The organism is Agrococcus sp. BE272, from assembly GCF_031457935.1.
GTDB lineage: Bacteria > Actinomycetota > Actinomycetes > Actinomycetales > Microbacteriaceae > Agrococcus > Agrococcus sediminis.
Genome location: NZ_JAVDXL010000006.1, coordinates 20502 through 35335 on the forward strand (window position 1 = coordinate 20502; position 14834 = coordinate 35335).

19 protein-coding genes and 1 tRNA gene are annotated in these 14834 nt (G+C 74.0%); 8 read left to right on the forward strand and 12 right to left on the reverse strand.

Annotation, left to right across the window (positions count from 1 at the left end):
• The first annotated feature begins 40 nt into the window (after nucleotides 1–40).
• The gene (locus J2X49_RS12815; protein WP_310126999.1) at nucleotides 41–286 is read left to right on the forward strand and encodes a hypothetical protein; all 246 of its coding nucleotides are present in this window, start codon (nucleotides 41–43) and stop codon (nucleotides 284–286) included.
• Nucleotides 287–308: 22 nt separating this feature from the next.
• Here J2X49_RS12815 and J2X49_RS12820 read toward each other — a convergent pair whose 3' ends face one another.
• Both J2X49_RS12820 and J2X49_RS12825 read right to left on the reverse strand, forming a co-directional pair.
• Nucleotides 309–815: a flavodoxin domain-containing protein gene (locus J2X49_RS12820; protein WP_310127001.1), complete on the reverse strand. Its 507-nt coding sequence runs from the start codon at nucleotides 813–815 to the stop codon at nucleotides 309–311.
• Between the two features lie 98 nt (nucleotides 816–913).
• A tRNA-Lys gene (locus tag J2X49_RS12825) sits at nucleotides 914–989 on the reverse strand.
• Between the two features lie 91 nt (nucleotides 990–1080).
• On the opposite strand from J2X49_RS12825, the gene bcp reads away from it, so the two are divergent.
• Nucleotides 1081–1551 (forward strand): thioredoxin-dependent thiol peroxidase, encoded by a 471-nt coding sequence (gene bcp, locus J2X49_RS12830; protein WP_310127004.1) that lies wholly within the window; start codon nucleotides 1081–1083, stop codon nucleotides 1549–1551.
• Nucleotides 1552–1561: 10 nt separating this feature from the next.
• Here bcp and J2X49_RS12835 read toward each other — a convergent pair whose 3' ends face one another.
• A complete protein-coding gene (locus tag J2X49_RS12835; protein ID WP_128189406.1) occupies nucleotides 1562–1960 on the reverse strand; it encodes a hypothetical protein in 399 nt (132 codons plus the stop codon).
• Between the two features lie 136 nt (nucleotides 1961–2096).
• Between J2X49_RS12835 and J2X49_RS12840 the strand changes: the two genes are divergently transcribed.
• Nucleotides 2097–2345: a WhiB family transcriptional regulator gene (locus J2X49_RS12840; protein ID WP_021010012.1), complete on the forward strand. Its 249-nt coding sequence runs from the start codon at nucleotides 2097–2099 to the stop codon at nucleotides 2343–2345.
• A gap of 73 nt (nucleotides 2346–2418) precedes the next feature.
• Here the strand turns inward: J2X49_RS12840 and J2X49_RS12845 are convergent, their stop codons facing one another.
• From J2X49_RS12845 to J2X49_RS12855, 3 genes are read right to left on the reverse strand one after another with little or no spacing between them, the layout of a single operon-like run.
• Nucleotides 2419–3927: a sensor histidine kinase gene (locus tag J2X49_RS12845; protein WP_128189405.1), complete on the reverse strand. Its 1509-nt coding sequence runs from the start codon at nucleotides 3925–3927 to the stop codon at nucleotides 2419–2421.
• Between the two features lie 4 nt (nucleotides 3928–3931).
• Entirely contained in the window at nucleotides 3932–5185 is a 1254-nt protein-coding gene (locus J2X49_RS12850) for a regulator (protein ID WP_310127007.1), read from the reverse strand.
• A complete protein-coding gene (locus tag J2X49_RS12855; RefSeq protein ID WP_310127009.1) occupies nucleotides 5182–5793 on the reverse strand; it encodes a hypothetical protein in 612 nt (203 codons plus the stop codon). Before J2X49_RS12855 ends, J2X49_RS12850 begins: the two co-directional genes overlap by 4 nt.
• A gap of 108 nt (nucleotides 5794–5901) precedes the next feature.
• On the opposite strand from J2X49_RS12855, the gene J2X49_RS12860 reads away from it, so the two are divergent.
• Nucleotides 5902–6150 carry a helix-turn-helix domain-containing protein gene (locus J2X49_RS12860; protein ID WP_146358034.1) on the forward strand — a complete coding sequence of 83 codons (249 nt, stop codon included), beginning with the start codon at nucleotides 5902–5904 and terminating at the stop codon, nucleotides 6148–6150.
• A 4-nt stretch (nucleotides 6151–6154) separates the two neighbouring features.
• On the opposite strand, the gene J2X49_RS12865 is transcribed toward J2X49_RS12860, so the two are convergent.
• On the reverse strand, nucleotides 6155–6724 hold the full coding sequence (locus J2X49_RS12865) for a hypothetical protein (RefSeq protein ID WP_310127014.1): 570 nt from the start codon (nucleotides 6722–6724) through the stop codon (nucleotides 6155–6157).
• Between the two features lie 160 nt (nucleotides 6725–6884).
• On the opposite strand from J2X49_RS12865, the gene J2X49_RS12870 reads away from it, so the two are divergent.
• On the forward strand, nucleotides 6885–7292 hold the full coding sequence (locus J2X49_RS12870; protein ID WP_128189396.1) for an Rv3235 family protein: 408 nt from the start codon (nucleotides 6885–6887) through the stop codon (nucleotides 7290–7292).
• A 7-nt stretch (nucleotides 7293–7299) separates the two neighbouring features.
• Here J2X49_RS12870 and J2X49_RS12875 read toward each other — a convergent pair whose 3' ends face one another.
• The 3 genes from J2X49_RS12875 to mca form a co-directional block, all read right to left on the reverse strand.
• Complete coding sequence (locus J2X49_RS12875) at nucleotides 7300–8340, reverse strand: hypothetical protein (protein ID WP_310127019.1); 1041 nt, start codon at nucleotides 8338–8340, stop codon at nucleotides 7300–7302.
• 119 nt (nucleotides 8341–8459) lie between these two features.
• A complete protein-coding gene (locus J2X49_RS12880; RefSeq protein ID WP_310127022.1) occupies nucleotides 8460–8741 on the reverse strand; it encodes a hypothetical protein in 282 nt (93 codons plus the stop codon).
• Nucleotides 8738–9595, reverse strand: coding sequence for a mycothiol conjugate amidase Mca (gene mca / locus J2X49_RS12885; RefSeq protein WP_310127025.1), 858 nt, complete (start codon nucleotides 9593–9595; stop codon nucleotides 8738–8740). Before mca ends, J2X49_RS12880 begins: the two co-directional genes overlap by 4 nt.
• A gap of 90 nt (nucleotides 9596–9685) precedes the next feature.
• Between mca and J2X49_RS12890 the strand changes: the two genes are divergently transcribed.
• Together J2X49_RS12890 and greA are read left to right on the forward strand one after the other, a co-directional pair.
• Entirely contained in the window at nucleotides 9686–10078 is a 393-nt protein-coding gene (locus tag J2X49_RS12890) for a DUF4307 domain-containing protein (RefSeq protein WP_164877096.1), read from the forward strand.
• A gap of 55 nt (nucleotides 10079–10133) precedes the next feature.
• Nucleotides 10134–10622: a transcription elongation factor GreA gene (greA, locus tag J2X49_RS12895; protein ID WP_128189391.1), complete on the forward strand. Its 489-nt coding sequence runs from the start codon at nucleotides 10134–10136 to the stop codon at nucleotides 10620–10622.
• A 47-nt stretch (nucleotides 10623–10669) separates the two neighbouring features.
• Here greA and ilvA read toward each other — a convergent pair whose 3' ends face one another.
• Entirely contained in the window at nucleotides 10670–11962 is a 1293-nt protein-coding gene (gene ilvA, locus J2X49_RS12900) for a threonine ammonia-lyase (protein ID WP_246991947.1), read from the reverse strand.
• On the reverse strand, nucleotides 11959–13110 hold the full coding sequence (locus tag J2X49_RS12905; protein ID WP_310127034.1) for an AI-2E family transporter: 1152 nt from the start codon (nucleotides 13108–13110) through the stop codon (nucleotides 11959–11961). The genes ilvA and J2X49_RS12905 overlap by 4 nt, the downstream gene beginning before the upstream one ends.
• A gap of 70 nt (nucleotides 13111–13180) precedes the next feature.
• Here J2X49_RS12905 and J2X49_RS12910 point away from each other — a divergent pair, with 70 nt between their 5' ends.
• On the forward strand, nucleotides 13181–14401 hold the full coding sequence (locus tag J2X49_RS12910) for a DNA glycosylase AlkZ-like family protein (RefSeq protein WP_310127037.1): 1221 nt from the start codon (nucleotides 13181–13183) through the stop codon (nucleotides 14399–14401).
• The last annotated feature ends 433 nt before the right edge of the window (nucleotides 14402–14834 follow it).

A 14834-nucleotide genomic window follows, 5' to 3' on the forward strand; every position in this document is an offset into this window, starting at 1 on the left:
CACCCTCCCGATCGTTAGCCACGGTGGCTAACATTCAGCCATGATCGCGGCTACCGCCCCGAACGTCGCCTACAACGAGGCCCAGCTGGAAGAGCTGCTGCTCGAGCTGAACCACTGCGCGCACGACGCCGAGCAGCTGCGCGCGTGGGCAGCGCGCACGACCGTCGAGATCGAGCGCCTCACGGCCGGCGACTCGCTCATGTACGTGCGGCTCGCGGGCAGGGACGAGCACGGCGACGCGATCGTGCTCATGCTGCTCGACGGCGTCTGGGAGCGGGCGCTCTGACCTCCTGGGCGGTCGTCGCGCGTCAGGCCGCGAGCACCGCCCGGGCGATGCCCCTCGCCCAGTCGCGCGCGCGCTCCACCTCGCCGTCGACCAAGGGCCCGCCGTAGTCGTGCACGCGGAAGCTCTCCTGCTTCGCGGCGATGTCGAAGCCGAGGCTGCGCAGCTCCTGCTTCGCGGCGCGCGCGGCCGAGCCGGGCAGCCGCGGGCGGTCGACGCGGGTGTCGAAGGTGACCGCTCGCGTGCCCCGCGGCGCCTGCGCGAGCCCGTCGAGCCACTCGCGGATGCCGCGGCCCGGCGACATCGGGGCGCCGTGCTGCGCGACGGCGGTCGCCCGGGTCGACGGGCGCGTCATCGAGAACGCGTGCGTCGGGCCGCCGACGAGCACCAGGTCGTACCCGTCGGCGCTCGTGGGCGCCGCATCCGTGTCGACGACCTCGACCTCCATCGACGAGCGCAGCTCGTCGGCGATCGCCTGCGCGATCGATGCCGTGTTGCCCCACAGCGACTCGTAGACCACCAGTGCCCGCATGCGCGCCTCCTCGGCTCGGGCTCAGGCTACGACCGCGGCGGGGCGAGCGATAGGGACGGGAATAGCCCCGGGCCCGCTGCACGCGGACCCGGGGCCTCTGGTACACCCCCCGGGACTCGAACCCGGAACCAATTGATTAAGAGTCAACTGCTCTGCCAATTGAGCTAGAGGTGCATGGCCTCACCGGCCGAGGATCAACGATAGCACAGGCGCGCATCGCCCGCCACCGCGGTCGCGTCGCGCCCCGCCTGGTTGGGTGGAGCCGATGACGCACCTCGAGCCCGGCATGCCCGCCCCCGACTTCACCCTGCCCGACCAGCACGGCGCATCCGTCGCGCTCTCGGATCTGCGGGGCCAAAAGGCCATCGTCTACTTCTACCCGGAGGCGCTCACCTCCGCGTGCAAGCAGCAGGCGTGCGACTTCAACGACGCGCTGCCCGACCTCGGCGGCCACGGCTACGCAGTCGTCGGCATCTCGCGCGACCCGGTCGAGAAGCTCGCGCGCGCGGCCGAGCTCGACGGCCTCGAGTTCCCGCTGCTGAGCGACGCCGACCTCTCGGTGCACCGCGCGTGGGGCACCTTCGGCGAGAAGAACAGCTACGGCCGCATCGTCGAGGGCGTGCGCCGCTCGACCTTCGTGCTCGACGAGCAGGGGGTCATCACGCACGCCTTCTACAACACGAAGGCGAAGGGCCACCTCGACATGCTCGCGAAGCGGCTCGCCTTCCGCGACTGACGTCGCCGCGTCACTCGTCGCGGCGCAGCCAGCCGGTCACGCTCCTGCGCAGCACGAGCGTGAAGCCGGTGATCGCGACCGCGGCCAGCAGCACCGCGAGCCACACCGGCCCTTCGCCACCGTCGAAGGTGCCGAGCGCAACGCCCAGCAGCAGCACGTGCCACACGACCGCCGCCGCGCGCGACCACGCGCGCCCGTCGAGCATGGCCTTGCCGGCCGCCGCGAGGAACAGCGCCGCACCCGCCGCGAGCACCGCGAGGAAGAGGCCGCCGGCGATGTGCTCGACCGGGTCGCCGAGCGCCGCGATGGCCAGCCAGACGGCGACGGCGATCATGCCGAGGCCCTCGAGCAGCATCAGCGCGCCGGCCGCCGTGGCGGTCGAAGGACGCGCTCTGGAGACATCGCTCACGGAGAAAACCCTTGCCTCTCTGGGGGGCCTGTGGAAGCATTGCACTTCGGGCGGCAGTGCTGCGACGCCCTGAGACTTCCCGCGCCGCGTCTCTCGCGAAGCGCGGCTCCCCCTCCAATCTACAAGGAGCACATCTATGGACTGGCGCGACGACGCTGCATGCCTGACAGTCGACCCCGAGCTGTTCTTCCCGGTCGGCAACACGGGCCCCGCGCTCGAGCAGATCGAGAAGGCGAAGGCCGTGTGCGCGACCTGCCCGGTGACCGAGATGTGCCTGCAGTACGCACTCGAGACCAGCCAGGACTCCGGGGTCTGGGGCGGCCTGTCGGAGGACGAGCGCCGCGCCCTCAAGCGCCGCGCCGCTCGCGCGCGCCGCGCGGGCTGACAGCCACGACGCTTCGAGCGGGGTCGCCGGAAGGCGGCCCCGCTCTCGTGTGCGCGGGGCGTCCTGCGCGGCGTCAGGCCTCGTCGTCCTCGCGGATGTAGCCGAGCGGCACCCGCACCGTCACCTCGGTGCCCTCGCTCGCCCGCGCGCCCCAGTCGATCGAGCCCGACAGCTCGCCGGTGACGAGCGTCTTCACGATCTGCGTGCCGAGCCCGCTGCCGACCCTGCCCTGCGGCAGGCCGGCCCCGTTGTCGCAGACCTGGACCGTGAGCCATTCGTCGTCGCGCCGGGCGGTGATGCGCACGAGCCCGTCCTGCCGGCCGGCGAGCCCGTGCTCGACCGCGTTCGTGACGAGCTCGGTCAGCGCGAGCGCGAGCGGCGTCGCGTAGCCGCTCGGCAGCACGCCGAAGGAGCCGAGCCGCTCGGTGCGCACGTGCGCGCTGTGGATGGAGGCGAGCTCGCTCGTGAGCTTCATCGACCGGTCGAAGACCGCGTCGAAGTCGACCGACTGGCTGAGGCCCTCCGAGAGCGTGTCGTGCACGACCGCGATCGACGACACGCGCCGCTCGGCGTCCTGCAGCGCCGTGCGCGCCTCGTCGCTCTTCGTGCGCCGCGACTGGATGCGCAGCAGTGCCGCGACCGTCTGCAGGTTGTTCTTCACCCGGTGGTGGATCTCGCGGATCGTCGCGTCCTTGGTGATGAGCGTCTGCTCCTGCATGCGCAGGTCGGTGACGTCGCGCACCAGCACGATCGCCCCGAGCCTCGACGCCCCGCGCCGCAGCGGCAGCGCACGGAGCGTCAGCGTCACCGTGCGCGTCTCGATGTCGGTGCGCCAGGGCGCGCGACCGGTCACGACGAGCGGCAGCGCCTCGTCGACCTCGTGCGAGTCGTCGATGAGCTCGGTGGTGATCTCGGCGAGCGACTCCCCCTCGAGCTCGCCGACGAAGCCGAGCCGCGTGAAGGCCGAGAGCGCGTTGGGGCTCGCGAAGGTGACGGTGCCCGCCTGGTCGAGCCGGATCAGGCCGTCGGATGCGCGCGCGGCACCGCGGCGCGGACCGGACGGGGCCGCCTGGTCCGGGAAGTCGCCGTCGGCGATCATGCGGAAGAGCTGATCGGCGCACTCCTTGAAGGTGCGCTCGAGGCGGCCGGCGCTGCGCGTGTCGGCGTGGTTGGCGTGCCGCGTGATGACGGCGATCGGCTGCTCGACGAGCGCGATCGACGGCTCCGCCTCGCGCCGCCGCACGGGGATGGCCCGCACCTTCGCATCGGTCTCGACGCCCCACTCGGGCGAGTCGCCGTCGAGCGAGATGCCCTCCTCGAAGGCGCGGCCGACCTGCTCGCGCCACGCGTTCCGCACCGGCTGACCGACGATGTCGCGGTAGAAGAGCGTCGCCGCGCCGGCGGGACGCGCGTGCTGCACGGCGATGTAGCCGTGCTCGTCGCCGGTCGGCAGCCACAGCACGATGTCGCCGATGGCGAGGTCGGCCAGCAGCTGGAAGTCGGCCACGAGCCGGTGGAGCCAGCGCACGTCCTGCTCATCCAGGCGGCCGTAGCGCTCGGCGATCGACGTCAGGCTCGTCACCCGATCAGCGTAGCGCGGCGCGCCAGCTGCGCCTGGGCCGCTCGGCCGCGCGCAGGGCCGCCCGACTGGGCGGCGCGTCGCCGGGCAGCAGCGCGGCGGCGAGCTCCTGCACGCGACGGCGCAGCCGCGAGCGCCCCGCGACGTCGACGAGCGGCCGCCCCTCGAGCAGCGCCGCATCGGCGGCGCGCGCGTCGTAGGGCCAGCACGCCTCGGGCGTGACGGCGGCGAGCCGCCGCAGCGTCTCCTGCACCGCCAGCTCGGGCGCGACGCCGATCGCGGAGGCCCGCACCTTGTTCACCACGACCCGCACCCTGCCCTGCGGCACGAGCTCGCGCAGCTCGGGCAGCGCCCGCACGAGGCGCGCGATCCCGACCGCGTCGCCGCCCGACACCGCGACGATCTCGTCGGCGCCCTCGAGCGCCGCGATCGTCGCCGCATGCCGCCGCGGCGCGAACAGGTCGCTCGAGATCTCCTCGTCGCGCTCGAGGCTCGCGGCGACGTCGACGACGGTGCAGTCGACCCAGTCGCGGCAGCGCTCGAGCACCTCGGCGACGCGATCGCCGCCGAGCTCGGGCCAGCGGCTCGCGCGGCCGATCCCCGTGAGCACGCGCACGACACCGCCCATCGTGGGCACCTGCTGGGCGACGCGGTCGAGCTCGTCGACGGTGAGGCTGCCGGCGCGCGCGAGGCGCGCCGCGGCGGCGAAGCCGGGCGACTCGTCGAGCAGCCCGAGCGCGGGGGCGACGGATGCGCTCGTGGTGTCGGCGTCGACGAGGGCGACCCTGCGGCCCAGCAGCGCGAGCTCCGCGGCGAGCGCGATGGCGGCCGTCGTGCGGCCCGGCGCGCCCGCCGGGCCCCACACCGCGATGACGCGGCCGCGCTCCCGCGCCGCGGCCGGCGCCTCGTCGGCCGTGGGCGTCGCGGCGGCCTCGACGCCCGCGAACCCGTCGGCCCACGCGACCGCGTCGAGGCCGAGCGTGGCGGCGCGGGCGCGCTCGGCGGCGCTGTCGGCGAGCGCGAGCAGCCGCAGCGCCCGCTCGTCGCACGCCTCGACGAGCGCGCGGCTCGCGTGGTGCTCGTCGGCCACGACCAGCACGAGGTCGATGCGCGGCTCGGCGTCGGCGGGACGGGCGGCGAGCCGCTCGACGAGATCGGCGGCGGTCGCGGCGCGGATCGCGACGCGGTGCCCGTGCCGCGCGGCCTCGCGCACGATGGCGTCCTCGCGCTCGAGCGGCGCGGAGACGGCGATGCCGATCACGGCGCCGCCTCGACGGGCTGGGCGAGCGGCACGACGCTGAGCGCGTGCTGGTTCGAGACGGCCTCGAGCAGCCGCGCCGTCTCATCCCTCGGCACGAGCAGCTCGAGCTGCGCTCCCGAGGTCGCGAGGATCCCCTCGTCCTCGAGCAGCCCCACCACGACCGCGCCGTCGACCAGCACGTCGGGCGCGGCGAAGCCGTCGTCCGCGGGGGCCGCGGTCCACACGTCGACGATGGCGCCGGCGCGCACCGAGCGCGGCAACGCGCCCTCGACGTCGATCACGACCGCGGCGCGATCCTCGCTCGCGGCGGTGCCGACCGCGCGCACCGGCAGCACCTCGCCCTGCCCGACCGTCGACGCGACGACGAGCCCCACCGGGTCGTGCGACGCATCCAGGTAGTGGCCGTGCGACTCCGGCAGGCGCACGTCGACCGGCTCGACGTCGCCGGCGCCGATCGTCTCGCCCGGCAGCAGCGTGCGGGTCGCCGACCACGCTCGTTCGGTGCGCGCAGACTCCTGCACGACGAGCCACACGCCCGCGAGCGACGCGAGCACGAGGACGACGCCGATCACGAGCCTCGGATCCATCCAGGTGCGGCGTGCTGCCATGGCGTCCTCCCTCGTCGGTGGCACCACCGTGGCAGGAGGCCCGGGCGCGTCGCTGAAGTTCTCCACAGGGTCGGCTCACGCGGCGCGACGCTCCCCCACAATGGGGCCATGCCCATCGAAGCCCGCCGGTTCCTCGCCGTCGCCGACGTCGCCGAGGTGCTCGGCACGACGCCGGCCGCGGTCGTCGAGCTGCTCGAGGCGGGCGAGCTGCGCGGCGTGCGCGTGGGCGGCGCGTGGCGCGTCGCCGACGACGAGGTGCAGTCGTGGGTCGACCGCGAGCTCGAGCTCGAGCGCCGTCGCGGGCTGTGGCGGCAGGCGCAGTCGGCGAGCATCGCCGACCTGTTCGGCCAGCGCTGACCCGCTACGGCAGCCGCACCCAGTCGAAGGCCGAGAACGGCACGATCCGCCACGAGCGCACCGTGCCGAGCCGCGGATGCGCGCCCGGCTCGTGCACAGCGAGGTCGAGGTGGTCTCGCCCGACGCGGTCGATCGTGCCCGCGACCGGCAGTGCTCCCTCGAGGATGACCGGCGCGCGCCGGCGCGCGAGGTCGCGGAGCGCGAACGCGAAGCTGAGGCGCGCCTGCAGGTCGCCCGCGGCGACGGTCGGCCGCACCGAGGCCGCGGCGCCGTCGGCGTCGAGCTCGATGCCGGCGATCGCCTGCAGCGGCACGATCGCGCCCGTCTCGGCGGGCGCGCCCTCGAGCACGACGCCGTTGAGCCAGTCGCGCCCGAGCGCCATGCGGCGCAGGCGCAGGCGCCCGCCGCCGCGGAGCGTCAGGTCGAGCGCCCGCGGCGCCGCGGCGATGCGCTCGCGCAGCTCGAGCCGGCCGACGCGGAACCGCTCCTCCTCGGCATCGAGGTCGCGCCGCTCGGCCCCCAGTTCGGCCTCGAGCTGGCTCTCGAGGTCGTCGAAGAGGTCGTCGAAGCGCACGCGGGCGAATCTAACCGCCGCGCACGCGCCCGTGTCGAGCGCTCTCCACAGGGCAGATCTGCCCATCCCCCGCCCGCCGCGCATCCGGCTACCTTCTCCCGCGACGGCGTCGCCGCGGTGCGAGGCCGACCCGGAGGCGCCGGATGCGAGGGGGCAGGGCATGACGAGACGACGGATGACGGCGGTCGACGCCGAGGAGTTCTTCGACTTCCAGCCGTGCTCGTCGGCGGCCCTGCCCGACCCGGCGCCGCTGCTCGAGAACCTCGCCACGAGCGTGATCGAGATCCTGCTCGGCGTGCGCGAGGTGCAGCAGATCGCGCGCTGGGTCACCGAGCCGACCTACGACCTGCTCGTGCAGCGGGCGCTCAGCGCCCGGCGAGGCCGTGGCCGCAGCGCCGAGCGCACCGTGCCCGGCTTCGCCATCACGAGCGTGCGCGCGTGCCACACGGCCGACGGGGTCGTCGAGGGCGCGGTGGTCGTGCGCTCGTCCGGGCGCAGCCGCGCGGTCGCGATCCGGCTCGAGGGCCTCGACGGCCGGTGGCGGGCGACGTCGCTCGCCGTGCTGTGAGCCGGCGCTAGAGGAAGGGCCCCTCCGGCAGGTGCTCCGGGTCGCGCAGCACCTCGAAGCCCACGACGTAGCGCGCGCCTCCGCCGGCGTGGTTCGTGAGGAAGTGGTACTCGAGGCCGGTGTGCCGCTGGCCCTCGCCGAGGTACGTCGCGCGATAGCTGGTCGACAGCGCCTCGAGCATGCCGCTCGAGTGCACCACCGTCTGCGTCTCGATCGGGTCGTCGGCGGTGTCGAGCAGCCAGTTGACCGCGTCGGTGATCGTGGAGCTCAGCAGCTGGGCGAGCGCCGCGGGCGGGTAGAAGTAGGCGAGCACGGCGAGCGCCGCCTTGACGAGCGCGTCGATCTCCTCCCGGTACGCGTCCGGGTCGCCCATGTCGTGCTCCATCACGACCGCGGTGAGCGAGACGGTGTCGGCCCTGCCGTGCCAGCACGCGGCGACCGGGCCGAGCCTCGCCTCGTCGGAGTCGACGTCCTCGTACCAGCGATCGTCCTCGGCGACCGGGTGCCGCTCGGTGCGCACCACGTTCGCACCGCCCTCGACGTGCACGGCGCTCGTGATGACGTAGATCTCGTCCGCCCACGACACCCAGTCCCAGGTGGTCTCGTCCTCGCACCAGAGCCCTCGGTAGTTGATCGTGTAGACGGGCGGCGCATCCGTCTGCTCGTCGAGCATCTCCTCCCGCACGTCGCCGGTCGCCACGGCGCCGGTGTCGATGAGGCGGCCGAGCCGCGCGAGCACCGTCGACGACACGGTGAGCGTCACCGGCTGCGCGGTGCGCTCGGGGCGCTCGGGGGTGCGCTCGGCGGGCACGAAGCCCGGGTCGGCGACGTCGCCGAGCAGCGTGAGCCGCGCGCGGCGAGGCATCGCGTCGAAGGTCTGGAGCATGCGCCTGGCGGCGCCGACGGGCACCTCGTGCGCCCGCATCGACTCGGCGATGGCGCGCTCCGCGTCGTTGGCGGGATGCCGCTGCTCGAGGTGGACGCGCAGGGCCGCGACGAGCCGGCCGAACGCGTCGATGTCCCTGGGGCTGCGAAGACGACGGCGCATGAGAGCTCCCTCCGGCAGGCATGCCGCGAGCGCCGCCCGGCATGGGCGACGCTGCTGCGCTCAGTGTCTGCCCGGCCCTCGGGCCCGTCAAGGGGTCGTCTGCGGGGGCACCGGACTCGTCAGGGGGTGCGCGGCGGCGCGTCGTCGGCGCGCCCGTCCGCGTCGTCCGCGCGGTGCCCGGCCGGGGCATCCGGCGCCTCCGCCGCGCGCTGCTCCGCGAGCTCGGCCTCGATGCGCTCCTTCGCCTCGGCGCGGTCGCTGATGCGCCGCACCCGGCGGTTGAAGTCCCACATGAGCGCCATGATGACGATCGCCACGAGCGCCGTCGCGGTGAACCCGATCCAGCCCGGCGTGACCTGGTTGGGGTCGTAGGGCAGCTCCTCGAGCAGCAGCGGCATCATGCGTCCTCCTCGACGCCGGCGAAGAGGTCGTCCTCGGGCCCGTCCGCGGGCACGCGCGAGCGCACGAGCTCGTAGTCGTCGGTCGGCCACGTCTGGCGCAGCAGCTCGTTCGGCCAGAAGAAGAAGCGCGACTCGGGATCCACCTGGCTCGCGTGTGCCCGCAGCGCGAGGTCGCGCGCCTCGAGGTGCGCAGCCACGTCGACGCGGGTCGTCATCGACTCGCCGCGGTCGCCCATCCGCTCGGCCCACTCGCGCACGAACGGCAGCCGCTCGTCGTCGGGCGCCGTGTGCTCGAGCGCCCCCAGGAGCGCGCGCAGCCGTGCGCCGCTCATCGTGCGGTCGAAGTACACCTTCGGCACCTCCCACGGCTCGCCGAGCTCCGGCAGGCCGCTCGCCGCGTGCTCGACCGCCCACATCGTCACCTCGTGGCAGCGGATGTGGTCGGGGTGCGGGTAGCCGCCCGTCTCGTCGTAGGTCACGACCACGTGGGGCCGGAGGCGGCGGATGAGCCGCACGAGCGGGCGGCCCGAGATCTCGAGCGGGATGGTGGCGAACGAGAGCTCGCGCAGCGGCTCGCCCTCGTCGGGCATCCCCGAGTCGACGTAGCCGAGCCACGCGTGGTCGATGCCGAGCGCCTCCTGCGCCGCCGCCATCTCGAGGCGGCGCACCCCCGTCATGTCGCGCACGGCGCGGTGCAGCGGCTCGAAGCGCTCGTTGAGCACGCTGCCGCTCTCGCCGCCGGTGCAGGAGACGACCGTCACCTGCGCGCCCTCGGCGGCGTAGCGGGCGAGCGTCGCCGCGCCCTTGCTGGACTCGTCGTCAGGGTGCGCATGCACCGCGAGCAGCCGTCGCACGGGCTCTCCCCTCGAAGTGCAGCCCGAGCCGCGCCGAGCGGCGCGACGGTAGGCTGGATGGACGCACCCATCCTCCCACGACAGGCCCGCATGACCGATCTCGAAGCCCGCTACGGGCGCACGCGCAGCTGGTCGCGCCGGGAGCGGATCCTGGGCATCGCGGCGGGCGTCGCGGTGCTGGTGGTCGCGACCCTGTGGGTGTGGTGGGTCGGCACCGACCCGAGCCGCACATCTCTGCAGACGCGCGACATCGGCTTCTCGATCGTCGACGACACGACCGTCGAGGTGATCTTCGAGGTGTCGGTCGACGCGGGCACCGAAGTGTCGTGCGCGGTGCAGGCGCTCAACCCCGCGTACGGCGTCGTGGGCTGGCTCGAGCTCGACCTGCCGCCCGCCGAGGGCTTCACGAGCACCCACCGGGTCGAGGTGCGCACGAGCGAGCCGGCGACCACGGGATTGGTCTCGGAGTGCTGGCTGTCATAGACTGTCCCCCGGACCGGCCCACTCGGGGCCGGTTCTGTGCATATCGGGAGACCACATGAACGGCACCACGGAGACCTGGCTGACCCAGGAGGCCCACGACCGCCTGCAGGGCGAGCTGGAGCACCTGCAGGGTCCCGTCCGCGCCGAGATCGCCAAGCGCATCGAGGAGGCCCGCGACGAGGGCGACCTCAAGGAGAACGGCGGCTACCACGCGGCCAAGGACGACCAGGCGCAGATCGAGGCCCGCATCGCCCAGCTCACGCAGCTGCTGCGCACCGCCAAGGTCGGCGATGCGCCCACGGCGAGCGGCGTCGTCGAGCTCGGCACCGTCGTCACGGCGACGATCGCCGGCGACGAGACCACCTTCCTGGTCGGCAACCGCGAGATCGCGGAGGCCGGCGACGACCTCGACGTCTACAGCGAGGCGAGCCCGCTCGGCGCGGCGATCCTCGGCCTGAAGATCGGCGAGAAGGCCAGCTACCAGACGCCGTCGGGCGCGACGATCGACGTCGAGATCACCGACGTGCAGACGTACCGCGGCTAGGCACGCGCACCGCGGCCGACCGCCGCGACCGACAGCGCGGCTGCGGTCTAGAGCACCTGCGGCTCGTAGCCCGCGCGCCGCAGCGCCTGGAGCACCCGCTCGGCGTGCTCGGGCCCGCGCGTCGTGACCGAGATGTCGATCGAGACGTCGGTGATCGACGTCCACGCGTCGTGCTGCGTGTGCAGCACCTCGACGACGTTGGCCTGCTCGTCGGAGACGATCTGCGCGATGATCGCGAGCTGGCCCGGCCGGTCGGGCAGGGCCATCCGCACCTTCAGGTAGCGCTGCGACGCCGCGAGGCCGCGCGAGATGACCCGCTCCATGAACAGCGGGTCGACGTTGCCGCCCGAGAGCACCGCGACCGTCGGGCCGTCGGCCGCGACGAGCCCGGTCATGATCGCCGCGATCGCCACCGCCCCGGCCGGCTCGACGACGAGCTTCGCGCGCTCGAGCAGCACGATGAGCGCCCGCGCGATGTCGTCGTCCGAGACGGTGACGACCTCGTCGACGGCGTCGCGGATGATCGCGAACGGCAGGGCGCCGGGGCGCGCGACCGCGATGCCGTCGGCGATGGTCGGGCGCGTGACGATCGTCGTCGGCTCCCCCGCCGCGAGCGAGTCGACGTAGCTCGCCGCGCGCTCCGCCTGCACGCCGATGATGCGGATCTCGCGACCGTCGAGCGCGGCGCGCTGCCGGATGGCGGAGGCGACCCCGGCCGCGAGCCCGCCGCCGCCGATCGGCACGACCACCGTCGTCGCATCCGGCACCTGGTCGAGGATCTCGAGCCCGAGCGTGCCCTGCCCCTCGATGATGTCGGGGTGGTCGTAGGGCGGCACGAAGGTCGCGCCGGTGCGCTCGACGTGCTCGATCGCGGCCGCGAGCGCCGTCTGGAAGTCGAGGCCGCGCAGCTCGACCGCCGCGCCGTAGTCGCGCGTCGCCTGCAGCTTGGGCAGTGCGACGCCGACGGGCATGAAGATCGTCGAGCGCATGCCGAGCTCGGTCGCCGCGAACGCGACGCCCTGCGCGTGGTTGCCGGCCGATGCGGCGACGACGCCGCGGGCGCGCTGCTCGGCGTCCAGCTTCGCGAGCATGTTGTAGGCGCCGCGGATCTTGTAGGCGCCGGTGCGCTGCAGGTTCTCGCACTTGAGGAACACCTCGGCGCCGAGCATGCCGCTCAGGTAGCGCGAGCGCTCCATCGGCGTGACCTGCACGACGTCGACGAGGCGCGCGCGGGCGGCCTCGAAGCCTGCGAGGTCGGGGCCGGGCAGGGCCGACCCGGTCGGGGCCGGGGCTGCGGTGCCGGGCAGCGCGGCGGCTCCCGGTCGGGTCGTGTCGGTCATCGGACGACGTCCTCCACGGATGGGTCGGGGTTGGTGCGCCAGGATCCGGTCGCGATGGTCTTGACGAAGTTGTTGAGGAACGCGACCACCGGCACGGCGAAGAACGCGCCCGCGATGCCCGCGATCGTCGAGCCGGCGCCGACCGCGAGCACGACCGCGAGCGGGTGCACCTTGACGGCCGTGCCCATGATGAGCGGCTGCAGCACGTGGCTCTCGATCTGCTGCACGAGCAGCACGATGCCGAGCATGATGACCGCCGGCCAGAAGCCGAACGAGACGAGCACGACGAGCACCGCGATGGTGCCGGTGACGATCGCGCCGATGATGGGGATGAACGAGCCGAGGAAGACGAGGATCGCGATCGGCAGCACGATCGGCATGCCGCCCTCGAAGAAGAGCCCCAGGATGAAGGCGCCGAGGCCGATGCCGACCGCGTCGATGAACGCGACGAGCACCTGCACCCGCACGAAGTTGCCGAGCGTGACCCAGCCGGCGCGAGCCGCGCCGTCGGTGGCGGCCTGCGCGTTCTTCGGCAGCACGACGACGAGCCAGCGCCAGATCCGCTGGCCGTCGGCGAGCACGAAGATGAGCGCGAAGAGCGTCAGCAGCACGCCCGCGAGGAAGTGTCCGACCGACGAGCCGACCGACAGCGCGCTCGAGAGCACGGAGGAGACGTCGTCGCGGATCGTGCCGATGATGTTGGTGCCGAACCCCTGCAGATCCTGCTCGTCGATCTCGAACGGGAGCGACAGGATCCAGCCCCGCGTCTCATCCCAGAACTCGACCGCCTGCTCCTGCAGCGCCGGGTACTCGTCGCGGATCTGCGAGACCGCGAGCCAGCCGAGCGCGACGACCCCGACGAGCAGGCCCACGATCGACACCGCGACCGCGAGCCCGCGCGGCCAGCGGGCGCGCACGAGGCCGTCGACGACGGGCAGCAGCGCGGTGGTGATGAGGGCCGCGACCAGCAGCGGGATGACCACGATGCGGAAGACGACGATGAGCCAGATGACGATCGCGGCGGCCGCGGCGACGGCGACGAAGCGCCATGCCCAGGCGCCGGCGATGCGCATGCCGCGGGGCACCACCTCGTCGACCGCTCCCGAGGGCGCGTCAGGCCCCTCGGGCGTGGAGCGTCGGAGGACCATTGGTCGATCCTACGGCGCGGGACGGTCACGGCGCGGGCATGCGTCGGCGGCCGTTGCTAGCCTCCGAGGCGTGACCGCAGCCCGCATCTCCGCCGCCCAGGCGCGCCGCATCGCGATCGCCGCGGGCGGGCTCGACGGGGCGCTGCCCGGCGAGCGCGGCCGCACCGGCGCCAAGACCCTGCAGCGGGCCATCGCCCGGCTCGGCCTCCTGCAGCTCGACTCGGTGAACGTGTTCGAGCGCAGCCACTACCTGCCGCTGCTGAGCCGGCTCGGGCCCTACGACCGCACCGCGCTCGACCGGCTGCTGCACCACGACCACGGGCGGCGGCTCGGCGGCTACACCGAGTACGTCGCGCACGAGGCCGCGGTCATCGACGTCGCCGACTGGCCGCTGTGGGCGTGGAAGCGGCAGCAGCCGATGCGCCCGAACGACGAGCGCTGGGCCGCCGAGCACTCGACGCTCATCGACGGCGTGCTCTCGGAGTTCGCCGAGCGCGGGCCGATCCGGCCGAGCGAGATGGAGCATCCGGCGCACCAGCGGCTGCCGGGCGGGTGGTGGAACAAGTCGGATGCGTACTGGGCGACGGCCGTGCTCTTCCGGCGCGGCGAGCTCGTCACCGTGGGGCGCTCGCGCTTCGAGCGCCGCTACGCGGTCGCCGACGCCGTGCTGCCCGAGGCCGCGCGGGGCGAGGTCGAGCGCGGCGAGGCGCACCGGGTGCTCGTGGCGCGCGCCGCCGAGGCCTACGGCGTCGCGACGCTTGACGACCTCGCCGACTACCACCGGCTGCAGCGCGCCGAGACGCAGGTGGCGGTGGATGCGCTCGTCGACGCGGGCGAGCTCGAGCCGGTCTCGGTCGAGGGCTGGGGCCGCCCCGCCTACCGGTGGGCGCGGGCGCGCAACCCCCGCCGCGTGCGCGCGACGGCCCTGCTGTCGCCGTTCGACCCCATCGTCTGGCACCGCCCGCGCGCGGAGCGGCTGTGGGGCTTCGAGTACCGCATCTCGATCTACACGCCCGCGCCGCAGCGCGAGCACGGGTACTACGTGCTGCCGGTGCTGGTCGACGACGAGCTCGTCGGACGCGTCGACCTCAAGAGCGACCGCCGAGCCGGCGTGCTGCGCGTGCAGCACGCGACCGTCGAGCCGTCGCACGCCGAGCGGGCCGGTGAGCTGGCCGAGCGGCTCGCGCCCGCGCTCGCCGAGGCGGCGGCGTGGCAGGGCCTCGGGAGCGTCGAGGTGACGGGCCCGGGCACGTGGGCGCGCGAGGTCGCGGCGGCGGTGCGGCGGGGCTGACGGCGACCCCGTCCCCGCTTGGTCGCGGAGCGCGCGGGCGGAGCCCGCACGCGTCACGAGACCTGGCGCACGCGGCTACCGTGTGGTCTCGAGACGCCGCCTGCGGCGGCTCCTCGACCAGCGGAAGGGGCCGCGCTTGGTCGAGGAGCGCGCGGGCGCAGCCCGCACGCGTCACGAGACCGGTCGCACAGCGCGACCGGGTGGTCTCGAGACGCCGCCTGCGGCGGCTCCTCGACCAGCGGGGAAGGGTCGCGCTTGCGCGGGCGGAGCCCGCACGCGTCACGAGACCAGTCGCACAGCGCGGCTGTGTGGTCTCGAGACGCCGCTTGCGGCGGCTCCTCGACATTGAGAATGGGCGCGGCGGCCTCGCGGGCGCCTGACTTGCTACTCGACAGGCTCCTCGGATGCCTTGCGCTGGATCTGTCGGTGGCTG

Bases quoted from the DNA above. Each gene is read 5' to 3' on its own strand.
- J2X49_RS12890 (WP_164877096.1), top strand. From the start codon at position 9,686: ATGACCGATCTCGAAGCCCGCTACGGGCGCACGCGCAGCTGGTCGCGC.
- J2X49_RS12820 (WP_310127001.1), bottom strand. From the start codon at position 815: ATGCGGGCACTGGTGGTCTACGAGTCGCTGTGGGGCAACACGGCATCG.
- J2X49_RS12815 (WP_310126999.1), top strand. From the start codon at position 41: ATGATCGCGGCTACCGCCCCGAACGTCGCCTACAACGAGGCCCAGCTG.
- J2X49_RS12905 (WP_310127034.1), bottom strand. From the start codon at position 13,110: ATGGTCCTCCGACGCTCCACGCCCGAGGGGCCTGACGCGCCCTCGGGA.
- J2X49_RS12855 (WP_310127009.1), bottom strand. From the start codon at position 5,793: ATGGCAGCACGCCGCACCTGGATGGATCCGAGGCTCGTGATCGGCGTC.
- ilvA (WP_246991947.1), bottom strand. From the start codon at position 11,962: ATGACCGACACGACCCGACCGGGAGCCGCCGCGCTGCCCGGCACCGCA.
- bcp (WP_310127004.1), top strand. From the start codon at position 1,081: ATGACGCACCTCGAGCCCGGCATGCCCGCCCCCGACTTCACCCTGCCC.
- J2X49_RS12860 (WP_146358034.1), top strand. From the start codon at position 5,902: ATGCCCATCGAAGCCCGCCGGTTCCTCGCCGTCGCCGACGTCGCCGAG.
- J2X49_RS12880 (WP_310127022.1), bottom strand. From the start codon at position 8,741: ATGATGCCGCTGCTGCTCGAGGAGCTGCCCTACGACCCCAACCAGGTC.
- J2X49_RS12840 (WP_021010012.1), top strand. From the start codon at position 2,097: ATGGACTGGCGCGACGACGCTGCATGCCTGACAGTCGACCCCGAGCTG.
- J2X49_RS12875 (WP_310127019.1), bottom strand. From the start codon at position 8,340: ATGCGCCGTCGTCTTCGCAGCCCCAGGGACATCGACGCGTTCGGCCGG.
- greA (WP_128189391.1), top strand. From the start codon at position 10,134: ATGAACGGCACCACGGAGACCTGGCTGACCCAGGAGGCCCACGACCGC.
- J2X49_RS12870 (WP_128189396.1), top strand. From the start codon at position 6,885: ATGACGAGACGACGGATGACGGCGGTCGACGCCGAGGAGTTCTTCGAC.